The 16,320-nt window shown below is 68.2% G+C and carries 20 protein-coding genes; 10 read left to right on the top strand and 10 right to left on the bottom strand.

Annotated features, from left to right (window positions below):
• The first annotated feature begins 4 nt into the window (after nt 1–4).
• From QWG60_RS12135 to QWG60_RS12145, 3 genes are all read left to right on the top strand, one after another.
• On the top strand, nt 5–1,315 hold the full coding sequence (locus QWG60_RS12135) for an MmgE/PrpD family protein (RefSeq protein WP_146907136.1): 1,311 nt from the start codon (nt 5–7) through the stop codon (nt 1,313–1,315).
• 47 nt (nt 1,316–1,362) lie between these two features.
• Nucleotides 1,363–2,205 carry a nitrilase-related carbon-nitrogen hydrolase gene (locus QWG60_RS12140; protein WP_046079893.1) on the top strand — a complete coding sequence of 281 codons (843 nt, stop codon included), beginning with the start codon at nt 1,363–1,365 and terminating at the stop codon, nt 2,203–2,205.
• A 99-nt stretch (nt 2,206–2,304) separates the two neighbouring features.
• A complete protein-coding gene (locus QWG60_RS12145; RefSeq protein WP_146907133.1) occupies nt 2,305–2,826 on the top strand; it encodes a gluconokinase in 522 nt (173 codons plus the stop codon).
• A 20-nt stretch (nt 2,827–2,846) separates the two neighbouring features.
• Here QWG60_RS12145 and QWG60_RS12150 read toward each other — a convergent pair whose 3' ends face one another.
• The 5 genes from QWG60_RS12150 to QWG60_RS12170 all read right to left on the bottom strand — a co-directional run bounded on the left by QWG60_RS12150 (nt 2,847) and on the right by QWG60_RS12170 (nt 6,832).
• A complete protein-coding gene (locus QWG60_RS12150; RefSeq protein ID WP_173834956.1) occupies nt 2,847–2,999 on the bottom strand; it encodes a hypothetical protein in 153 nt (50 codons plus the stop codon).
• A gap of 33 nt (nt 3,000–3,032) precedes the next feature.
• Entirely contained in the window at nt 3,033–4,334 is a 1,302-nt protein-coding gene (locus QWG60_RS12155) for a TRAP transporter large permease (RefSeq protein ID WP_290130902.1), read from the bottom strand.
• Nucleotides 4,334–4,930: a TRAP transporter small permease subunit gene (locus tag QWG60_RS12160; RefSeq protein WP_107181026.1), complete on the bottom strand. Its 597-nt coding sequence runs from the start codon at nt 4,928–4,930 to the stop codon at nt 4,334–4,336. The genes QWG60_RS12155 and QWG60_RS12160 overlap by 1 nt, the downstream gene beginning before the upstream one ends.
• An 82-nt stretch (nt 4,931–5,012) precedes the next feature.
• Nucleotides 5,013–6,032 carry a TRAP transporter substrate-binding protein gene (locus QWG60_RS12165; protein WP_046077864.1) on the bottom strand — a complete coding sequence of 340 codons (1,020 nt, stop codon included), beginning with the start codon at nt 6,030–6,032 and terminating at the stop codon, nt 5,013–5,015.
• Nucleotides 6,029–6,832: a FadR/GntR family transcriptional regulator gene (locus tag QWG60_RS12170; RefSeq protein WP_046077872.1), complete on the bottom strand. Its 804-nt coding sequence runs from the start codon at nt 6,830–6,832 to the stop codon at nt 6,029–6,031. Before QWG60_RS12170 ends, QWG60_RS12165 begins: the two co-directional genes overlap by 4 nt.
• A gap of 197 nt (nt 6,833–7,029) precedes the next feature.
• Here QWG60_RS12170 and QWG60_RS12175 point away from each other — a divergent pair, with 197 nt between their 5' ends.
• On the top strand, nt 7,030–7,935 hold the full coding sequence (locus QWG60_RS12175) for a complex I NDUFA9 subunit family protein (RefSeq protein WP_146909507.1): 906 nt from the start codon (nt 7,030–7,032) through the stop codon (nt 7,933–7,935).
• A gap of 40 nt (nt 7,936–7,975) precedes the next feature.
• Here QWG60_RS12175 and QWG60_RS12180 read toward each other — a convergent pair whose 3' ends face one another.
• On the bottom strand, nt 7,976–8,314 hold the full coding sequence (locus QWG60_RS12180) for a zinc ribbon domain-containing protein YjdM (protein ID WP_046077862.1): 339 nt from the start codon (nt 8,312–8,314) through the stop codon (nt 7,976–7,978).
• 131 nt (nt 8,315–8,445) lie between these two features.
• Here QWG60_RS12180 and QWG60_RS12185 point away from each other — a divergent pair, with 131 nt between their 5' ends.
• A complete protein-coding gene (locus QWG60_RS12185; RefSeq protein WP_046077861.1) occupies nt 8,446–8,649 on the top strand; it encodes a YjfB family protein in 204 nt (67 codons plus the stop codon).
• Between the two features lie 9 nt (nt 8,650–8,658).
• On the opposite strand, the gene QWG60_RS12190 is transcribed toward QWG60_RS12185, so the two are convergent.
• Complete coding sequence (locus QWG60_RS12190; protein ID WP_237022360.1) at nt 8,659–8,991, bottom strand: antibiotic biosynthesis monooxygenase family protein; 333 nt, start codon at nt 8,989–8,991, stop codon at nt 8,659–8,661.
• Nucleotides 8,988–9,425 carry a nucleoside deaminase gene (locus tag QWG60_RS12195; protein ID WP_046077860.1) on the bottom strand — a complete coding sequence of 146 codons (438 nt, stop codon included), beginning with the start codon at nt 9,423–9,425 and terminating at the stop codon, nt 8,988–8,990. Before QWG60_RS12195 ends, QWG60_RS12190 begins: the two co-directional genes overlap by 4 nt.
• A 298-nt stretch (nt 9,426–9,723) precedes the next feature.
• On the opposite strand from QWG60_RS12195, the gene QWG60_RS12200 reads away from it, so the two are divergent.
• Genes QWG60_RS12200 through QWG60_RS12215 form a run of 4 tightly spaced genes read left to right on the top strand, consistent with a single transcriptional unit; the run spans nt 9,724 to nt 14,533 of the window.
• A complete protein-coding gene (locus QWG60_RS12200) occupies nt 9,724–9,891 on the top strand; it encodes a hypothetical protein (RefSeq protein WP_222593872.1) in 168 nt (55 codons plus the stop codon).
• Between the two features lie 12 nt (nt 9,892–9,903).
• Nucleotides 9,904–11,337, top strand: coding sequence for an arylsulfatase (locus QWG60_RS12205; protein WP_222593871.1), 1,434 nt, complete (start codon nt 9,904–9,906; stop codon nt 11,335–11,337).
• 39 nt (nt 11,338–11,376) lie between these two features.
• Nucleotides 11,377–13,896: a tetratricopeptide repeat protein gene (locus tag QWG60_RS12210; protein WP_146909505.1), complete on the top strand. Its 2,520-nt coding sequence runs from the start codon at nt 11,377–11,379 to the stop codon at nt 13,894–13,896.
• Between the two features lie 55 nt (nt 13,897–13,951).
• Nucleotides 13,952–14,533, top strand: coding sequence for an NADPH-dependent FMN reductase (locus QWG60_RS12215; RefSeq protein ID WP_035595910.1), 582 nt, complete (start codon nt 13,952–13,954; stop codon nt 14,531–14,533).
• A 19-nt stretch (nt 14,534–14,552) separates the two neighbouring features.
• Here the strand turns inward: QWG60_RS12215 and QWG60_RS12220 are convergent, their stop codons facing one another.
• Nucleotides 14,553–14,837, bottom strand: a complete 285-nt coding sequence (locus QWG60_RS12220; protein WP_046077859.1) for a DUF2798 domain-containing protein — start codon at nt 14,835–14,837, stop codon at nt 14,553–14,555.
• A 132-nt stretch (nt 14,838–14,969) separates the two neighbouring features.
• Here QWG60_RS12220 and QWG60_RS12225 point away from each other — a divergent pair, with 132 nt between their 5' ends.
• Nucleotides 14,970–15,905, top strand: coding sequence for a LysR family transcriptional regulator (locus tag QWG60_RS12225; protein ID WP_046077858.1), 936 nt, complete (start codon nt 14,970–14,972; stop codon nt 15,903–15,905).
• Nucleotides 15,906–15,923: 18 nt separating this feature from the next.
• Here QWG60_RS12225 and QWG60_RS12230 read toward each other — a convergent pair whose 3' ends face one another.
• On the bottom strand, nt 15,924–16,289 hold the full coding sequence (locus tag QWG60_RS12230) for a thiol-disulfide oxidoreductase DCC family protein (protein ID WP_046077857.1): 366 nt from the start codon (nt 16,287–16,289) through the stop codon (nt 15,924–15,926).
• Between the last annotated feature and the right edge of the window lie 31 nt (nt 16,290–16,320).

Below are 16,320 nucleotides of genomic sequence, written 5' to 3' on the forward strand. Positions count from 1 at the left end.
CCTCATGCCCCGGCCCACTACCCTGCTCGACTGGATGCTCGACGCCGACCCGCTCCCCGACGACGCCCTGCTGACCCAGGCCAAGCGCTGCCTGCTGGATCTCGTCGGCGTGGCCGCCGGCGCCACCCGCACCGAACTGGCCGCGCCTGCCCGGCGTTTCGCCGTCTCCCAGCACGGCGGCGAGCGGCCGCTGCTGTTCGCTGAGGGGCGCGCCTCGTCCACCGGCGTGGCCCTGCACGGGGCCTGGCTGATCGATGCCCTGGACGCCCACGACGGCCAGGTGCTGACCAAGGGGCATGCCGGGGTCGCCCTGCTGCCGGGGCTGCTCGCCCTGCCCGAGGCCGACCGCCTCTCCGGCCGCGATTTCCTCGGCCTGCTGGCCATGGGCTACGAGATCGCCACCCGCGCCGGCATCGCGCTGCATGCCACGAGCCCCGACTACCACACCTCGGGCGCCTGGAACGCGCTGGGCGTGGCGGCCGTGGCCGGCCGCCTGATGGGGCTCGACGCCGAGCGCCTGCACCACGCTCTGGGCATCGCCGAGTTCTACGGGCCGCGCAGCCAGATGATGCGCTGCATCGATCACCCCACCATGCTCAAGGACGGCTCGGGCTGGGGCGCCATGACCGGCGTCTCCGCCGCGCTGCTGGCCCGCGACGGTTTCACCGGCGCCCCGGCGCTGACCGTTGCCGCCCCCGAGGTCGAACAGCTCTGGGCCGATCGGGGTCAGCGCTGGTACCTTCACGAGCAGTACTTCAAGGCCTATCCGGTGTGCCGCTGGGCCCAGCCGGCGGTGGAGGCGGTGCTGTCGCTGCGCGAGCGAATCGGTGATCCGGCGACGATCGCGCGCATCGAGATCACCACCTTTCACGAAGGCAAGCGGCTGCATGTGGTGCACCCGGACAGCACCGAGCAGGCCCAGTACAGCCTGCCCTGGTCGGTGGCCTGCGCGCTGGCCCGCGGCACCCTCGACGCCGAGGCCGTCACCGAGCTCGGCGCACCGCTGCCCCGCGCCCTCGCCGAGCGGGTCGAGATCCGCGAGAGCGACACCTTCAATGCGCGCTTCCCGGCCGAGCGCTGGGCCTCGGCGCGGCTGCATCTGAGCGACGGCCGGATCATCGAGAGCGAGCCCTGCGAGGCCCGCGGCAACCCGCACAACCCGCTGTCCGACGACGAGCTGGCCGCCAAGTATCATGCCCTCGCCGGCCCGGTGCTCGGCGAGCGCGCCGAGCGCCTCGAACGCGTCATCCAGACCCTGGAGGACCGCCCGGCCGGCGACCTGCTCGCCCTGCTCGGCCCGCCCGGGGCAGAATGACGTTCCGGGCATCGCCCGCCTTCCTGCTGCAACGACGAGACCGTGACATGCACTATCAGGACGAACTCCCTGTGGCCGCCGCCCAGATCAACGCCGCGCTGGGCGAGGTCGACACCAACCTCGAGCGCCATCTCGAGATCATTCACGAGGCCGGCCAGCGCGGCGTGGCGCTGCTGGTCTTCCCCGAACTCTCGCTGACCGGCTACGGGCTCGGCGGCGAGGTCATGCGCGTCGCCATGCCGGTCGAGGACCCTCGCCTGGCCCGGCTGGCCCGGGCCTGCGGCGAGATGCAGACGGTGGTCGGCTTCGTCGAGGAAGCCAGCCCCGGCGAGTACTACAATGCCCTGGCGATCCTCCAGCACGGCGCGATCGTCGCCGTGCACCGCAAGCTCAACCTGCCCACCTACGGCGGGCTAGAGGAAGGCAAGTGGTTCACCCACGGCAGCGAGCTCACCCAGGCCGAGATCCTCCCCGGCTGGTCCGCGACCCAGCTGATCTGCGCCGACCTGTGGAATCCCGCCCTGGTACATGCCGCCCTGCTGCCCCGCCCCACGGTGCTGTGTGCGCCGATCAACTCGGCCTCGGGCATCGTCAGCGAGGACTTCTCCAACGAGCAGAACTGGGTGCTCAACGTGCGCTTCTACGCCATGACCTACGGCACCCCGGTGATCATGGCCAACCGCTTCGGGCCGGAAAACGGCAGCCACTTCTGGGGCGGCTCGCGCATTCTCGGCCCGCGCGGCGAGGCCCTGGCCGAGGCCGAGGACGGCGAAGGGCTGATCACCGCGACCCTGTCGCGTACCGCCATCGCCCAGGCCCGCTTCGAGCTGCCGACCCATCGCGATGCCGATACGCCACTCATTCGCGAGCTGATGGCCGGCCACCGCTGAACAATCCCTGACCAAAGAGCGCCCTTTTCACTCCCCATCCCGTCAAAAAATGCTAGAATTCCCGACATTCTTTCGACGCCATGAAAAGCAGACTCGCGCATGAAGACGACCGCCAAGAGCCTTCTCGTCATGGGCGTTTCCGGATCGGGAAAGTCCCATATCGGGCGCCAGCTGGCCGCCTCTCTCGGGGCTACCTTCATCGACGGGGACGACCATCACGGTCCAGACAACATCGCCAAGATGAGCCGCGGTGAGCCCCTCAACGACGACGATCGCGCCGCCTGGCTGGCGACCCTCGCCGACCTGTATCGCCAGTATCGCGACCAGGGCCGCGATCTGGTCATCGGCTGCTCGGCGCTCAAGCGCCGCTACCGTGACCAGCTTCGCGAAGCCGCTCCCGATCTGGCGATCCTCTATCTGGCCGGCAGCCGCGAGGTGCTGCTGGAGCGCCTCGGTTCCCGCGACGATCACTTCTTCGCCGGCGCCCACATGCTCGACAGTCAGCTCGCCACCCTGGAAGCGCCCGGCGAGGACGAGGCCGTCCTGGCCGACATCCGTCGACCTCCCCAGGCAATCGTCGAGAACTTTCTCGCGGCGATATCCCGTGAAGCCTCAGACTGATCCAGTCTCTCCAAAGACAGTCAACCATAAGAAAACGGCGCCGCGGCGCCGTTTTCTTTTTGCCGAAAAACCGGAAAACCTCCATGAAAGCGCATCAATAAAAAACGCGCCATATCGCTATGCGATATGGCGCGCTTCCAGAGCGCTGATATCAGCAGTTCATGGCGGGGCATCGAGGCGTCTTTGCCCCGCCATGGACAGCGCCTTTACACCAGCCACATGGCGAGGTTCGGCCAGAACAGCAGCGCGAACAGCACGCACAGCTGTAGGGCGATGAAGGGCAGCACCGCGACGAAGATGTCCTTCAGGCTGACCTCGGGCGGCGCCACGCCCTTGAGGTAGAAGGCGGCCGGACCGAACGGCGGCGACAGGAACGACACCTGCATGTTCACCGCGAACAGGATACCGAACCAGATCGGGCTGTAGCCCAGCTGCTCGACGATGGGCACGAAGATCGGCAGCGTCAGCATGGCCACGCCGATCCAGTCGAGGAACATGCCCAGCACCAGCAGGATCGCCATCATCACCAGGATGATCGCGATCGGCGCCACGTCGAGGCCCATGATCATGCCCGAGATGAAGCGGTTGCCGCCCATCAGGTTGTAGACGCCCACCAGCGCCGCGGCGCCGATGCCGATCCAGATGATCATGCCGCAGGTGGTCAGGGTCTGGCCCAGGCTCTGGTGCAGCGTCTTGACCGAGAACTCGCCGCGGGCGACCACCGCCAGCAGCACGCCGAACACGCCCATGGCCGCCGCCTCGGTGACCGAGGCCACGCCGCCGTAGATCGAGCCCAGCACCAGGCCGGCGATCAGCGCCGGCACGATGATGGCGCGCAGCGCCTGCCAGCGGTTGGCGAAGCCTTCCTCGCGGTCGGCGTCGGTCATCGGCGGCCCCATCGCGGGATTCTTCAGGCAGCGCACCAGCACGTAGCCGATGTAGCTGGCCATCAGGATCACCGCCGGGGTGATGGCCGCGGTGAACAGGTCGGCGATCGACTGGGAGGCGATCAGGCCGTAGATGATCAGCACGATGGACGGCGGCATCATGGTGCCGAGCGCACCGCCGGCGCAGACCACGCCGATGGAGAGGTGCTTGTCGTAGCCCAGGCGCAGCATCTGCGGCAGCGCCAGGATGCCCAGCAGCACGATCTCGCCGCCGATGATCCCTGACAGCGCGGCCAGGAAAAAGGCCACCACGACGGTCTGCACCGCCACGCCGCCGGGCAGGCGACCGGCGAACACGCGCATGGCGTTGAACAGGTCCTTGGCGATCCCCGATCGGTCCAGTAGCGAGGCCATCAGCACGAACATCGGCACCGCCACCAGGGAGTATTCGGTGACGAAGCCGTAGACCCGGCTGGTGACCAGCGGCAGGGCGTTGGGCCCGAACCAGCCGAAGGTGAAGGCTAGTGCCACCAGGCCGGTGATGAAGGCCAGCGGTAGGCCGGTGACCAGCAGGGCGAAGATCAGCCCCACCATCAGCATGGTTCCGGTTGCGATATCCATCAGGCAGCGCCCTCCGTGTCATCCGGGGTGGGGGCGGGCTTGCCGCGCAGCGACTGCACCACGTGCAGCAGGGCCTGGATGCACATGATGGCCAGCGCCAGCAGGATCACGCCCTTCACCAGCGCCGGGAACGGCGGGTTCCAGGAGGTGCCGGAACGCTCCAGCTGCCATTCGCCCAGCGGGTTGTGGGAGGCACCCCAGAACATCACGAAGGCGGCGTAGCTCATGGCCAGGCAGAAGCCGAAGGTCACCAGGTCGTTGAAGCGATCGAGCCACAGCCTGAGGCGCGGCCCGGCGCTGTCGTAGATCACCCGCACACGAATGTGGCGGTTGCAGGCCAGCGTCGCCGGCCCGCCCAGGGCGAAGCTCACCGCCACCAGCATCACCACGCTCTCGTGGACCCAGGAGGTGGGGGAGCCGAAGCCGTAGCGCATGATGACCTCATAGACGCTGATCGCCATGGCGATCAGCACCAGCCAGGCGGCTACTCGGCCGCCCCCCATGATGGCGCGGTCGAAGGCGTTGCGAGCCGGATCGGGCGGGCTCGCCTCGGCGGCGGCCGGGTCGCCCTCCGGACGACGAGACGCTTGTGTCATGGAACTTCCTCGATACAGGAGCGGGCCACCCGGAGTGGCCCGCCGTCAGGATGGCCGGCACCATTCGGTGCCGGCGGGTGGATCACATCAGGTTGTGGTTTTCCAGGTAGCCGACCACGGAGTCGTAGAACTCCTGGGTGATCTCGTTCTTCTCGGCCCAGCTGGCCCACTCTTCCTTGGCGATGTTGCGGAACTTGACGCGCTCCTCGGCCGGCAGATCGATGATCTCGATGTCCGGGTTCTGGCGCGCCTCGCGCACGGCCTCGAGGTCGCGGGTCTTGAGCTCGGCGACCATCTCGTAGGCCAGATCATCCACGGAGGTCTCGAGGATCGCCTGGAGGTCCGCCGGCAGGCCATCCCAGATGTCCTTGTTCAGCGAGACCGAGACCATCGGCAGGGAGTGGAAGCCCGGATACAGCGGATACGGCGCGAACTCGTGCAGGCCCTGGGCCTGGTTGGTGGCGAACACCGTGTAGTCGGCCGCGTCGATCACGCCCTTCTCCAGGCCGGTGTAGACCTCGGAGCCCGGCAGGTTGACCGGCGTCGCGCCGGCGGCCTCGAAGATGTTGTAGACCATGCCCTCGGGGGCACGCAGCTTGAGCCCCTGCATGTCCTCGATGGAGCGAATCGGCTTGGTGGACGGCAGCGACTCGAGGCCGGTGGCGGCGGCGCCGATCAGGTGCAGGCCGTAGGGCTCGACGAGCTCGTTGTAGAGCTCTTCGCCACCGGCGTTGTTCATGTAGTCGAGGAAGTCGTAGGGATCGCTCCAGGCGCCGACCAGGTTGCCGATCATGCCGAAGGCCGGGTTCTGGCCGGTGAAGTAGCTCGGGTCGGTCAGGTGGCCCTGGAGGATACCGGACTGCACCGCCTGCAGGGTCTGGTTGGCCTGGACGACCGCGTTCACCGGCAGGATCTCTATGCTGATGCGGCCATCGGACATCTGCTCGACGTTGTCGGCCCAGGCCTTCTTCATCTCGAACTGCGGCTCGCCGGAGGTCTCGGACGTCTGGAAGGTCCACTCGTAGTCGGCGGCCTGGGCGTTGAAGGCCATGGCACCGAGCACGGCGACGGTCAGGGTCTTGAGAGGCATGCGTGTGATCATGAGGCTTCCTTATCGCTGCTTGTTTTAGAAACGTCAGATGTCGAAACATCGAGGGTGGGAAGGGCCGGCAGCATGGCCTCGAGGCCCAGATCCCGGCCGGTGCGTTCCAGCACCTTGAGGGCCGCCGCAGCGGCCTGTTCCGGCTGACGCAGGCGAATCGCCTCCATCATCCGGCGATGGCGTTCCATGCTGTCATGGAGCTCGTCGGCACTATGGTTGGAGCGCTCTACCAGCAGCGCGATGGCCGGCTTCAGCACATGGCTGATCTGGGCCCAGACCAGGTTGTGCGACGCCGCGAAGATGGCCTCGTGAAAGGCCACGTCGTAGTCGTCGTGGGAGATGCCCTGCCAGTGCAGATCGTCATGTTCCAGCGCGTGGATCATGCCCTCGTAGGCGGACTCGATGGCCAGCAGATCGGCGGCAGTGGCGTGCTCCGCGGCCAGGCGCGCGACGAACGGTTCCACGGCGACCCGGAAGGCGAAGATCTCACGCTGGATGCGCGGGTTGGGCTGGGCGAAGCGCGCCATCCAGCCGCTCACCCGGGGATCGAGGAGATGCCACTCGGTCAGCGCCCGCACCCGCGTGCCCTGGCCGGAGATGCGCGTCAGCAGGCCCGCCGTGACCAGCGTCTGCAGGGCGCTGCGCACGGTGCTGCGACTGACGCCGAAGCGCTCGCAGAGGTCAAGCTCCTTGGGCACGAAGTCGCCCGGGCCGTAATGGCCGCTGAAGATGTCCTCGGCGAGCACATCGGCGATGTCGGGGCGCGCGGCGCGGCGCGTGGAGTCGGCGGCGTGGGACATGTTCGGCATTCCACTGTTCCGGAGCCCTGTCGGACTCCATTCTCGTTATGTCGGACATAGGCTCGGATAAAATCGGACTCGACGCCTTTAGACTTTGGTCTTCTTTCTATACCCGAGCGCATCGCGCCCGACGCTTGCGACCCCGCAGACGTCAGGCACAATGCCTCCATGGACCCTGAGCAGCGGCAAGGAACGATATGACGCGACCGATCGTCGTCTTCGGCGGCAGCGGCTTTCTCGGCGACGCCCTGGTGCGCGAACTGGTGGAGGCCGGGCGGCCGGTGCGTCTGGTGGCCCGTCACCCGGCCTGGCCGAGCTGGGCCGAGAGCGGCGATCCGCTGGAGCTGGTCACGGCCGATATCCGCCATGAGGAAGAAGTGGCCGCGGCGCTGGAAGGCGCGGCGACGGTGGTCAACGCGGTCAGCCTCTACGTGGAGACCCGCGAGCTCGGCTTCGAGGCGATTCATGTGGAAGGAGCCGGCCGGCTGGCGCGGCTGGCGAGGGAGGTCGGCATCGACCGGCTGGTGCAGCTCTCGGGCATCGGCGCCGAGTCGACCTCGCCCTCGGCCTACGTGCGCGCCCGGGCGCAGGGAGAGCGCGCGGTGCTGGCGGCCATGCCCAGGGCGATCATCGTGCGACCGAGCGTGCTGTTCGGGCCGAATGACGCCTTTCTCGGCGGACTGGCGCGGCTCGTCCGGCTCCCGGCAGTCCCGCTGTTCGGGCGCGGCGAGACCCGCCTGCAGCCGGTGCACGTCATCGACGTGGCGCGCGCCCTCGCCCGCCTGACCGGCCCCGAGGCGCCGGCCCGGCGGCTGTTCGAGCTCGGCGGTGGCGACGTGCTGCGCTATCGGGAGATCGTCGAGCTGGTGATGGCCCGACTCGGCCATGAACGTCCGCTGGTGCCGGTGCCCTTCTGGCTGTGGCGGGCCCTGGCCGGCGGGCTCTCGCGGCTGCCGAGCCCGCCGCTGACCCGCGATCAGATCATCCTCATGCAGCGCGACAACGTGGTCGCCGACGGTGTCGGCACCTTCGACGACCTGGGACTCCGGCCGCGCTCGCTACGCGAGGGCCTGCCGGACAGCCTGGTGTCGCCTGCCCGCTGAGCCCCGCTCGACGAGCCCGCCGCACGGCGGCGGGCGAGGCTCAAGCCTTCTTGACGAACGCCGACTTCAGCTTCATCGGGCCGATGCCGTCGATCTTGCAGTCGATGTCGTGATCCCCGTCGACCAGGCGAATGCCCTTCACCTTGGTGCCCACCTTCACCACCGAGGACGAACCCTTGACCTTGAGGTCCTTGATCACGGTGACGGTGTCGCCGTCGACCAGCGCGTTGCCGTTGGCATCGCGGATCACCGGGGCGTCGTCTTCCGCGTCCGGGGCCGCATCGGTCCACTCATGAGCGCACTCGGGGCACACGTACTGCAGGCCGTCGTGATAGGTGAACTCGGAGGCGCACTGGGGGCACTGGGGCATATCGCTCATGAAAAAGACCTCAGGGAAATTCGGAGAGCGCGCAAGCCTACACCGTTGGCCACTCGAACTCCATGTCGCCGTTGCACCCGGTCAGGATCCTGCTAGGGTGAGACCGACATTCTCTCATGCAGGAGATAGCGATGGACTCATCCGTCAACAACGTCGTCGCCCAGTCGCAGATGCTGGCGCACTACCAGACCGCCCAGCAGGCCCAGATGCAGGTGTTCAAGGAAGCCCTGGACACCCAGCAGCAGCAGGTCACCTCACTGCTGGAATCCGCCGCCGCCCAGCCCCAGCTGGCCCGGGACGGCAGCCTCGGCACCCAGATCAACACCTACGCCTGAATCTACGTCCTAGAGGCCGTACTCGCGCTCCACCCGCGCCACGCGTACCCGGTAGCGCGAGTACCAGACCTCCCGCCCCAGCCGCTGCGCCTCGCGATGTTCCACCTGCGCCTTCCAGCCTCGAATCGCCTCCGGGTCCGACCAGTAGGACACGGTGATGCCCACGCCCTCCCGGGCCGACTCCACGCCCAGAAATCCCGGCTGTCCGGCGGCCAGCGCCAGCATGCGCTCGGCCATGGCGGCATAGCCCTCGTCATGCTCGTGGCGCAGCGAGGTGAAGATCACGGCGTAGTAAGGTGGCTGGGGCGTCTCGGCCAGCATGCCGGCCTCCATGACACTCATTCGCCGATGTCCTCATGCCAGAGCGCGGGCTTCTCGGCGATGAAGGCCTCCATCAGGGCGATGCAGTCCGGATCCTGCAGCACCTCGACCTCGACGCCCCGCTCCCGCAGCAGCGCCTCCTCGCCGAGGAAGGTGCGGTTCTCGCCGATCACCACCCGCGGGATGCCGTAGAGCAGGATCGCCCCGGTGCACATCGCGCAGGGCGACAGCGTGGTATAGAGGGTCGACTCGCGATAGATCTCTGCCGCCTGGCGCCCGGCGTTCTCCAGGGCGTCCATCTCGCCGTGCAGCACGGTGCTGCCGAGCTGCACGCGTTGATTGTGGCCGGTGCCGAGGATCACCCCGCGATGCACCAGCACCGATCCGATCGGAATGCCGCCCTCGTCACGGCTGGTCCGCGCGGCCTCCAGTGCCGCCCTCATGAAATGCTCCATGGCTGATGCTCCCGTATCGTGCTGCGGTCGAATATGTCCACTCACAGCCTATGCCTTCCCGCCAGGGCCCGACCAGCCCCGCCCCCCGCACGAGGCATCCACGCCGGCCTCCCCCCACCGGCATCAGACCGCTCCGAAGAAAAACGACAACCTTTTGTTTTAAAAAGAATTCCTGAGAAAAATGCTCCGTATCAACCGCCTTGCCAGTCTCCCGCTTTCGACTAACTTTAGCCATGTGGCCGACGCATTCCCGGGGGATGCCCGAGTCACACGGGATAATTCCACAAGGGGGTGATGCATGAAGCACACGACGTCAGGGATAGTGGCAGCGGGGCTCGCGATCTCCATGACCGGTACGGCCTGGGCGCAGGAAAACGCCTCCCAGGACACGCAGGGCAGCGAGGGCCCTCCGAATATCCTGGTGATCTGGGGCGACGACATCGGCTGGAGCAACCTCTCGGCCTAAGAGCACTCGGTGATGGGCTACTCGACCCCGAACATCGACCGGATCGCCGACGAAGGCGCAATGTTCACGGACCACTATGCCCAGCCGTCCTGCACCGCGGGGCGCGCCGCCTTCCTCACTGGGCAATATCCGATCCGCTCGGGCATGACCACGGTCGGCCAGCCCGGCTCGCCCCTGGGCCTTCAGACCGAATCGCCGAGCCTCGCCGAGATGCTGAAGGCGGAAGGCTATCGCACCGGCCAGTTCGGCAAGAATCACCTGGGCGACCGCAACGAGCATCTGCCAACGATGCACGGCTTCGATGAATTCTTCGGCAATCTCTATCATCTCAACACTCAGGAAGAATCCGAACAGCGTGACTACCAGCGCTTCGGCGAGGCCTTCTCCGGGTCGCTGGAGGCCTACGAGGAACGGTTCGGCACCCGTGGGGTGCTCCACACCTTCGCCACGGAGGAATTCGACGACACGGAGATGCCGCGCTTCGGCGTGATCGGCGCCCAGACCATCGAGGACACCGGCCCGCTGACCCGCGAGCGCATGGAGAATTTCGACTCCGACGAGGTGATACCCCTGGCCCTGGACTTCATGGAGGAGGCCAGCAGCGCCGGCGATCCCTTCTTCGTATGGCTGAACACCAGCCGCATGCATCTGTACACGCACCTCGACGACGAGTGGCGCTACGCCGCGGAGGAACACACGTCCGAGGCCGATATTCACGGCTCGGGGATGCTGCAGCACGATCACGACATCGGCACGGTGCTGGACTGGCTGGACGAGCAGGGACTGGCCGGGAACACCATCGTCTGGTACTCCACCGACAACGGCCCCGAGCACAGCTCCTGGCCGCACGGCGGCACCACGCCCTTCCGCGGCGAGAAGATGACCACCTTCGAGGGCGGCGTCCGAGTTCCGTCAATGATTCGCTGGCCCGACCATATTCCCGCCGGCAGCGTCCTGAACGGCATCCAGGGCCACCAGGACATGTTCACCAGCCTGGCAGTAGCGGCCGGCGTCGAGGATCCCGCCGAGCGCATGATGAGCGAGAAGGAGCAATACATCGACGGCGTCAATAACCTGCCCTACTGGATGGGCGAACGGGACCGGTCCGATCGCGACCATATCTTCCACTACTACGAGAGCAAGCTCACCGCGGTACGCATGGGTCCCTGGAAGTTCCACTTCTCTACCAAGGAGAACTACTACGACAACCTGGTGCCGCGGACCGTACCGCTGGTGTTCAACCTGCGCATGGACCCTTACGAAAGCTACGACTCGCCGGACAGCTACGGCCACCTGATGCAGAAGGTCTCGTGGCTCATCCAGCCGATGTCGGTGCTGATGCAGGAGCACCTGGCCTCGCTGGCCGAGTATCCGCCGGTACAGGGTGGCGCTTCCTTCGACATGTCCAACGTGGTCGATGAGTTCATGAACAAGGCCATCCAGTAACCCGGCCTCGCCGTCCGCCATGGCCACCCGAGGGTGGCCATGGCGGTGTCGCGTCTGGACGTCACGCTGCCGACACGACAGGATGATCACCGTGGCTGGCCACCGGGGCGCCACGACACAGGGAATGTCATCGCATTGAATACCCAGGCCTCATCCCGTACCGCCGTCTTCGTCCATCGCTGCCTGCGCCCGAGCGCCGCGGCGGCCCTTCTGCTGACCGGCCTGCTGACCCTGTTGATAGCAGGCGCCGCCCAGGCCGCCTCGCCGCGACTGGCCAGCGAGGGCGACGGCTACGCGCCGGAAGGCAGCTGCGCCGGCTGTCATCAGGCCGAACATGACGCCTGGAAGGATTCCGACCACGGCTGGGCCATGCGCCCCGCCACGCCGGACAACGTGCTCGGCGACTTCGCGGATGCTCGCTTCACCGACAGTGGCCAGGAAGGCGAGAGCCAGGCTCTGTTCCACCGGCAGGGCGAGCGTTTCCTGGTCACCCTCGAAGGCCCCGGCGAGCCCGAGGCCACCCACGAGATCGCCTATACCTTCGGCTACCAGCCCCTCCAGCAATACCTGATCGCGATGCCCGGTGGCCGACTGCAGAGCCTGACCATCGCCTGGGACTCTCGTTCGGCGGCGGAAGGGGGCCAGCGCTGGTTTTCGCTCTATCCCGGCCAGACCTTCACCCCGGACGATCCCCTGCACTGGCAGGGCCGCTACCAGAACTGGAACGCCATGTGCGCCGACTGCCACTCCACCAACCTGCAGAAGGGTTATGACCCGGTGGAGGACGTCTTCGACACCACCTGGCACGAGCAGAGCGTCGGCTGCCAGAGCTGCCACGGCCCGAGCCAGGCGCACCTCGACTGGGCCCAGGACGTGCCCTGGGCACAGGACGACGCATCGGCGGCCGCCCCGAGCGCCGAATTGAGCGCCGCCTCCAGCGACACGCCGGGCACGTCGAACAGCGCCGAGGACATCGGCCTCGGCGTGGACCTCGACGACATGTCCGGCCAGGAGATGGTCGGCCAGTGCGCCCGCTGCCACAGCCGGCGCACCACTCTGGGGGCAGGCCCGGCCCACGGCGAGCCGCTGCTCGACAGCGCGCTGCCCAGCCTGCTGACGGAGGGGCTCTATCATGCCGACGGCCAGATCCAGGGCGAGGTCTACGTCTACGGCTCCTTCGCCCAGAGCAGGATGTACCAGGCAGGCGTGACCTGCACCGACTGCCACGACCCGCACACCAACCGCGTGCGGGTCGAAGGCAACGGACTCTGCACCCAGTGCCACAACACCGCTCAATCGCCCCGCTTCCCGGAGCTCGAACCCGGCGACTACGACAGCGTCGAACACCACCATCACAGGCCCGGCAGCGAAGGCGCCCAGTGCGTGAACTGCCACATGCCGGAGACCACCTACATGGTGGTGGACCCGCGCCGCGATCACGCCTTCCGCGTGCCCCGCCCGGACCTGAACGAGGCCACTGACAGTCCGGATGCCTGCACCCGCTGCCACGACGGCATGTCTCCCCACCGTGCGGCCGGCAGCATCAGGGACTGGTTCGGCGACCTCGCCAGCACCGAGCAAGGCGGCACTCACTACGGCGAGGTCTTCGCCGCCGCGCGCCAGGGTCGCGACGACGCCCTCCGCCCCCTGCAGCGGCTGGCGGCGGACGACGACACGCCGGACATCGTGCGCGCCACGACCATCGACGCCCTGGCGGACATGGGGCCGCCGGCCCTGCCCACCCTCGAGGCCGCGCTGGACGACGACAGCGGCCGGGTGCGCGCGGCCGCCGCGCCGGCCTTCGCCAGCGCCCCGGACGCGCTCAGGATGGAGCGCCTGCTGCCGCTGCTCGACGACCCGCTGCGGGCGGTCCGCGACGAAGCCGTGCGCGCCCTGGCCGGCATCTCGCCGATGGAGCTGCCCGAGGAGAGCCGCCAGGCCTACCGCGCCGCCCGCGAGGACACCGAACGCCGCCTGCGCGCCAATGCGGACCTGCCGGGCAACCGCCTGAGCCTGGCGGTGCTGCTCGAGCGCAGCGGAGAGCGCGACGACGCCATCGACCAGTACCGCGCGGCCCTGGCGATGGATCCCTACTTCCTGCCGGCTCGGGTCAACCTGGTCACGCTCCACTCGCGCGGCGGCGACACGGCGGCATCACGCCGGCTGCTGGAGGACGGGCTGGCCCTGGACGACATGCCCCGCACCGACCGCGGCCACCTGGCCTACCTGCTGGCCCTGTCGCTGGCGGAGACGCAGCAGTTCGACGAGGCCCTGGAGTGGCTGTCGAAGGCCGTCGAGTGGCGCCCCGGGCACGTGCGAACCCACTACAACCGCGCCCTGATCCTCGACCGCCTGGGCCACAAGCCTCAGGCCCTGGCGGCGCTGGAACAGGGCCTGCGACTGGCACCGGACTCGCCGGACCTGCTCTACGCCGCCGTCTACCTGAACGCCGCGGCGGGGCGGATTCCCCAGGCGCTGTCGGCCCTGGAGCGGCTGCGTCGCCAGCACCCGAACGACCCGCGCCTGCAGCAGCTCGAACGTCAGCTGCGCGCCCGTTGACGAGGCGGCCGGCGACGCCGCCTATCTTGAGACATGCCCACAGAAGGAGTCTTCCATGAGTCAGTCCCCCCGCATCCTGGTCTTCGCCGGCAGCGCCCGCCGGGGCTCGTTCAACAAGCGCCTGGCCAAGCTGGCCGCCGAACGCATCGAGGCCCACGGCGGCCGGCCGACCCTCATCGACCTGGCCGACTACCCGATGCCGCTCTACGACGGTGACCTGGAAGAGACCAGCGGCCTGCCCGAGTCGGCGCTGGCCCTGCGCGAGCAGCTCGCCGAGCACCAGGGCCTGCTGATCGCCTCGCCGGAATACAACGGCTTCATCACGCCGCTGCTCAAGAACACCATCGACTGGCTGACCCGCCCCCATCAGGGCGACAGCGGCCTGGCGCTGTTCCAGGGTCGGCTGGCGGCCGTGGTGGCCGCCTCACCGGGCGGGCTCGGCGGACTGCGCGGCCTGGCATTGATCCGCCAGCTGCTCGGCAACATCGGCGTCACGGTACTGCCGGACCAGCTCGCCGTGGCCGGTGCCGGCGATGCCTTCGACGAAGAGGGACGGCTGGTCCAGGAAGGCCAGCGCAAGAGCCTCGACGGCATCTGCCGCCGGCTGGTCGAGGATCTGGAGCGCCTGCACGGCTGATCTCGGCGATGCGGCGCCCTCAGCGGGCGCCGTCATCAGCCAGGGTCCAGGCCACCAGCCGCACCACCAGCGGCCGCACGCTCAGCACGCCGATGAAGGCCACCGGCACGGCCCGCACGTAGGCCTGAGCCACCGCCGCGGGATAGCCGGCGTCGACGCCGCCGTTCACCGCGGTGATCACCAGGCTCATCAGCAGCGTCATCAGCGCGGACATGTAGAAGGCGAAGACCACGGGCGCGAAGCGGGTCGGCACGCCACGGCGGCGTGTCGCGCCGGCGGCGTCCTGCGTAGGGCGTGAAGGCATGGTGCTGTCCTCTGTCGGTGAATCGAACGCCTTCAGCCTAGGGAAGGACAGGGGGCATCAGTAGACGCCCCGGCCTTGGTTCACTATAAAGCTTTATTGACGAATCAATACCTGCATTACGAGATATACCCAATGGATACCCTGCGCGCCATCGAGAGCTTCGTGAAGGCCGTCGAGGCCGGCAGCATTGCCGGTGGTGCCCGGCGCCTCGGCATCAGCCCGGCCGCGGCCAGCCAGGCCATCGCGCGGCTCGAGGCCACGGTGGGCACTCGGCTGCTGGCCCGCACCACCCGCCGCATGTCGCTGACCGACAGCGGGGAGCTCTACTACCAGCACGTGCGACACGTGGCCCGCGATCTGGAGCGCGCCCACGGTGCCGTCTCCACGCTGCAGGCCGAGCCGCGCGGGCGGCTGCGGATCACCTCCACCGCCGCCTTCGGCCGCCACGTGCTGGCACCGCTGATGCCAGGCTTCAACGCCCGCTATCCACATCTGGCCCCGGAGCTGCTCACCACCGACCGCCGCGTGGACCACATCCACGAGGACGTGGACGTCAGCATTCGCTTCACGCCACAGCTCGAGGAGGGACTGGTGGCGCGGCGCATCGCCTCCATCCCCTTCCTGTTCTGCGCCTCGCCGGAGTACCTGGCCCGCGCCGGACATCCGCAGAGCCCAGAGGCGCTGCGCGACCACGATTGCCTGGTGTTTCGCTTTCCCACCGACGGCCGCTTCCTGAGCTGGGGCTTCATTCGTGACGGGATACGCTTCGAGGCGGACTTCCGGGCCGCCCTGATCAGCGACGATATCGACGTGCTGGCGAGCATGGCACTGGCCGGCGGCGGCATCACACGGCTGGCGGACTTCATCGCCGCCCCGCACATCGCGGCGGGGCGCCTGGTGCCGCTGTTCGTGGACGTGGAGGAAGGGGACGGCAGCGACACCCGCGCGGTGTCGGAGCCGATGGATATCTATCTGTGCGTCGACGACCGGCTGGCGCTGACGCCCAAGGTCTACGCCTTCATGGACTATCTGGTCGAGCATCTGCCGGCGGCCTGGCGACCGCGCTGACGGGCGCCCGGCGGCGGCTCACCGCCGCCCCTGACGGCGCAGGCGGCGGCGCACCCCGTGGCGATAGGCCACGGCGAGCGCCGGATTGATCAGCGGCAGGCCGATCAGCCACGCCAGCGGGCGCAGCCGCGGCACCCGGCGCATCAGCAGGAGGTAGGCGTCGAGACCGTCACACAGCCGGCCGTGCTCGTCCTCGACGTGAAGGGAATGCAGGGCATCATTCGGATCGATGCCGCGTTCGCGCAGGCGCGCCTGGTTGGCGGTGACGTCGACCCATTCCACTGCCGACGCCTCGCCGGCCATTCGCTCGTAGCGGCGCCGATCGCGGCGACATTTCGGGCAGACCGCATCGTAGTAGACCCTTAGCGTCGGTTCCTCTGGCATGGCAACCTCATCGTGAGACGCGCGCGGTGGG

Source organism: Halomonas halophila, assembly GCF_030406665.1.
GTDB classification, from domain to species: Bacteria; Pseudomonadota; Gammaproteobacteria; order Pseudomonadales; family Halomonadaceae; genus Halomonas; species Halomonas halophila.

Bases quoted from the DNA above. Each gene is read 5' to 3' on its own strand.
- QWG60_RS12215 (WP_035595910.1), top strand. From the start codon at position 13,952: ATGAGTCAGTCCCCCCGCATCCTGGTCTTCGCCGGCAGCGCCCGCCGG.
- QWG60_RS12205 (WP_222593871.1), top strand. From the start codon at position 9,904: ATGGGCTACTCGACCCCGAACATCGACCGGATCGCCGACGAAGGCGCA.
- QWG60_RS12140 (WP_046079893.1), top strand. From the start codon at position 1,363: ATGCACTATCAGGACGAACTCCCTGTGGCCGCCGCCCAGATCAACGCC.
- QWG60_RS12230 (WP_046077857.1), bottom strand. From the start codon at position 16,289: ATGCCAGAGGAACCGACGCTAAGGGTCTACTACGATGCGGTCTGCCCG.
- QWG60_RS12225 (WP_046077858.1), top strand. From the start codon at position 14,970: ATGGATACCCTGCGCGCCATCGAGAGCTTCGTGAAGGCCGTCGAGGCC.
- QWG60_RS12135 (WP_146907136.1), top strand. From the start codon at position 5: ATGCCCCGGCCCACTACCCTGCTCGACTGGATGCTCGACGCCGACCCG.
- QWG60_RS12145 (WP_146907133.1), top strand. From the start codon at position 2,305: ATGAAGACGACCGCCAAGAGCCTTCTCGTCATGGGCGTTTCCGGATCG.
- QWG60_RS12185 (WP_046077861.1), top strand. From the start codon at position 8,446: ATGGACTCATCCGTCAACAACGTCGTCGCCCAGTCGCAGATGCTGGCG.
- QWG60_RS12160 (WP_107181026.1), bottom strand. From the start codon at position 4,930: ATGACACAAGCGTCTCGTCGTCCGGAGGGCGACCCGGCCGCCGCCGAG.
- QWG60_RS12150 (WP_173834956.1), bottom strand. From the start codon at position 2,999: ATGCCCCGCCATGAACTGCTGATATCAGCGCTCTGGAAGCGCGCCATA.
- QWG60_RS12165 (WP_046077864.1), bottom strand. From the start codon at position 6,032: ATGATCACACGCATGCCTCTCAAGACCCTGACCGTCGCCGTGCTCGGT.
- QWG60_RS12175 (WP_146909507.1), top strand. From the start codon at position 7,030: ATGACGCGACCGATCGTCGTCTTCGGCGGCAGCGGCTTTCTCGGCGAC.
- QWG60_RS12155 (WP_290130902.1), bottom strand. From the start codon at position 4,334: ATGGATATCGCAACCGGAACCATGCTGATGGTGGGGCTGATCTTCGCC.
- QWG60_RS12195 (WP_046077860.1), bottom strand. From the start codon at position 9,425: ATGGAGCATTTCATGAGGGCGGCACTGGAGGCCGCGCGGACCAGCCGT.
- QWG60_RS12220 (WP_046077859.1), bottom strand. From the start codon at position 14,837: ATGCCTTCACGCCCTACGCAGGACGCCGCCGGCGCGACACGCCGCCGT.
- QWG60_RS12190 (WP_237022360.1), bottom strand. From the start codon at position 8,991: ATGAGTGTCATGGAGGCCGGCATGCTGGCCGAGACGCCCCAGCCACCT.
- QWG60_RS12200 (WP_222593872.1), top strand. From the start codon at position 9,724: ATGAAGCACACGACGTCAGGGATAGTGGCAGCGGGGCTCGCGATCTCC.
- QWG60_RS12180 (WP_046077862.1), bottom strand. From the start codon at position 8,314: ATGAGCGATATGCCCCAGTGCCCCCAGTGCGCCTCCGAGTTCACCTAT.
- QWG60_RS12170 (WP_046077872.1), bottom strand. From the start codon at position 6,832: ATGTCCCACGCCGCCGACTCCACGCGCCGCGCCGCGCGCCCCGACATC.
- QWG60_RS12210 (WP_146909505.1), top strand. From the start codon at position 11,377: ATGGCGGTGTCGCGTCTGGACGTCACGCTGCCGACACGACAGGATGAT.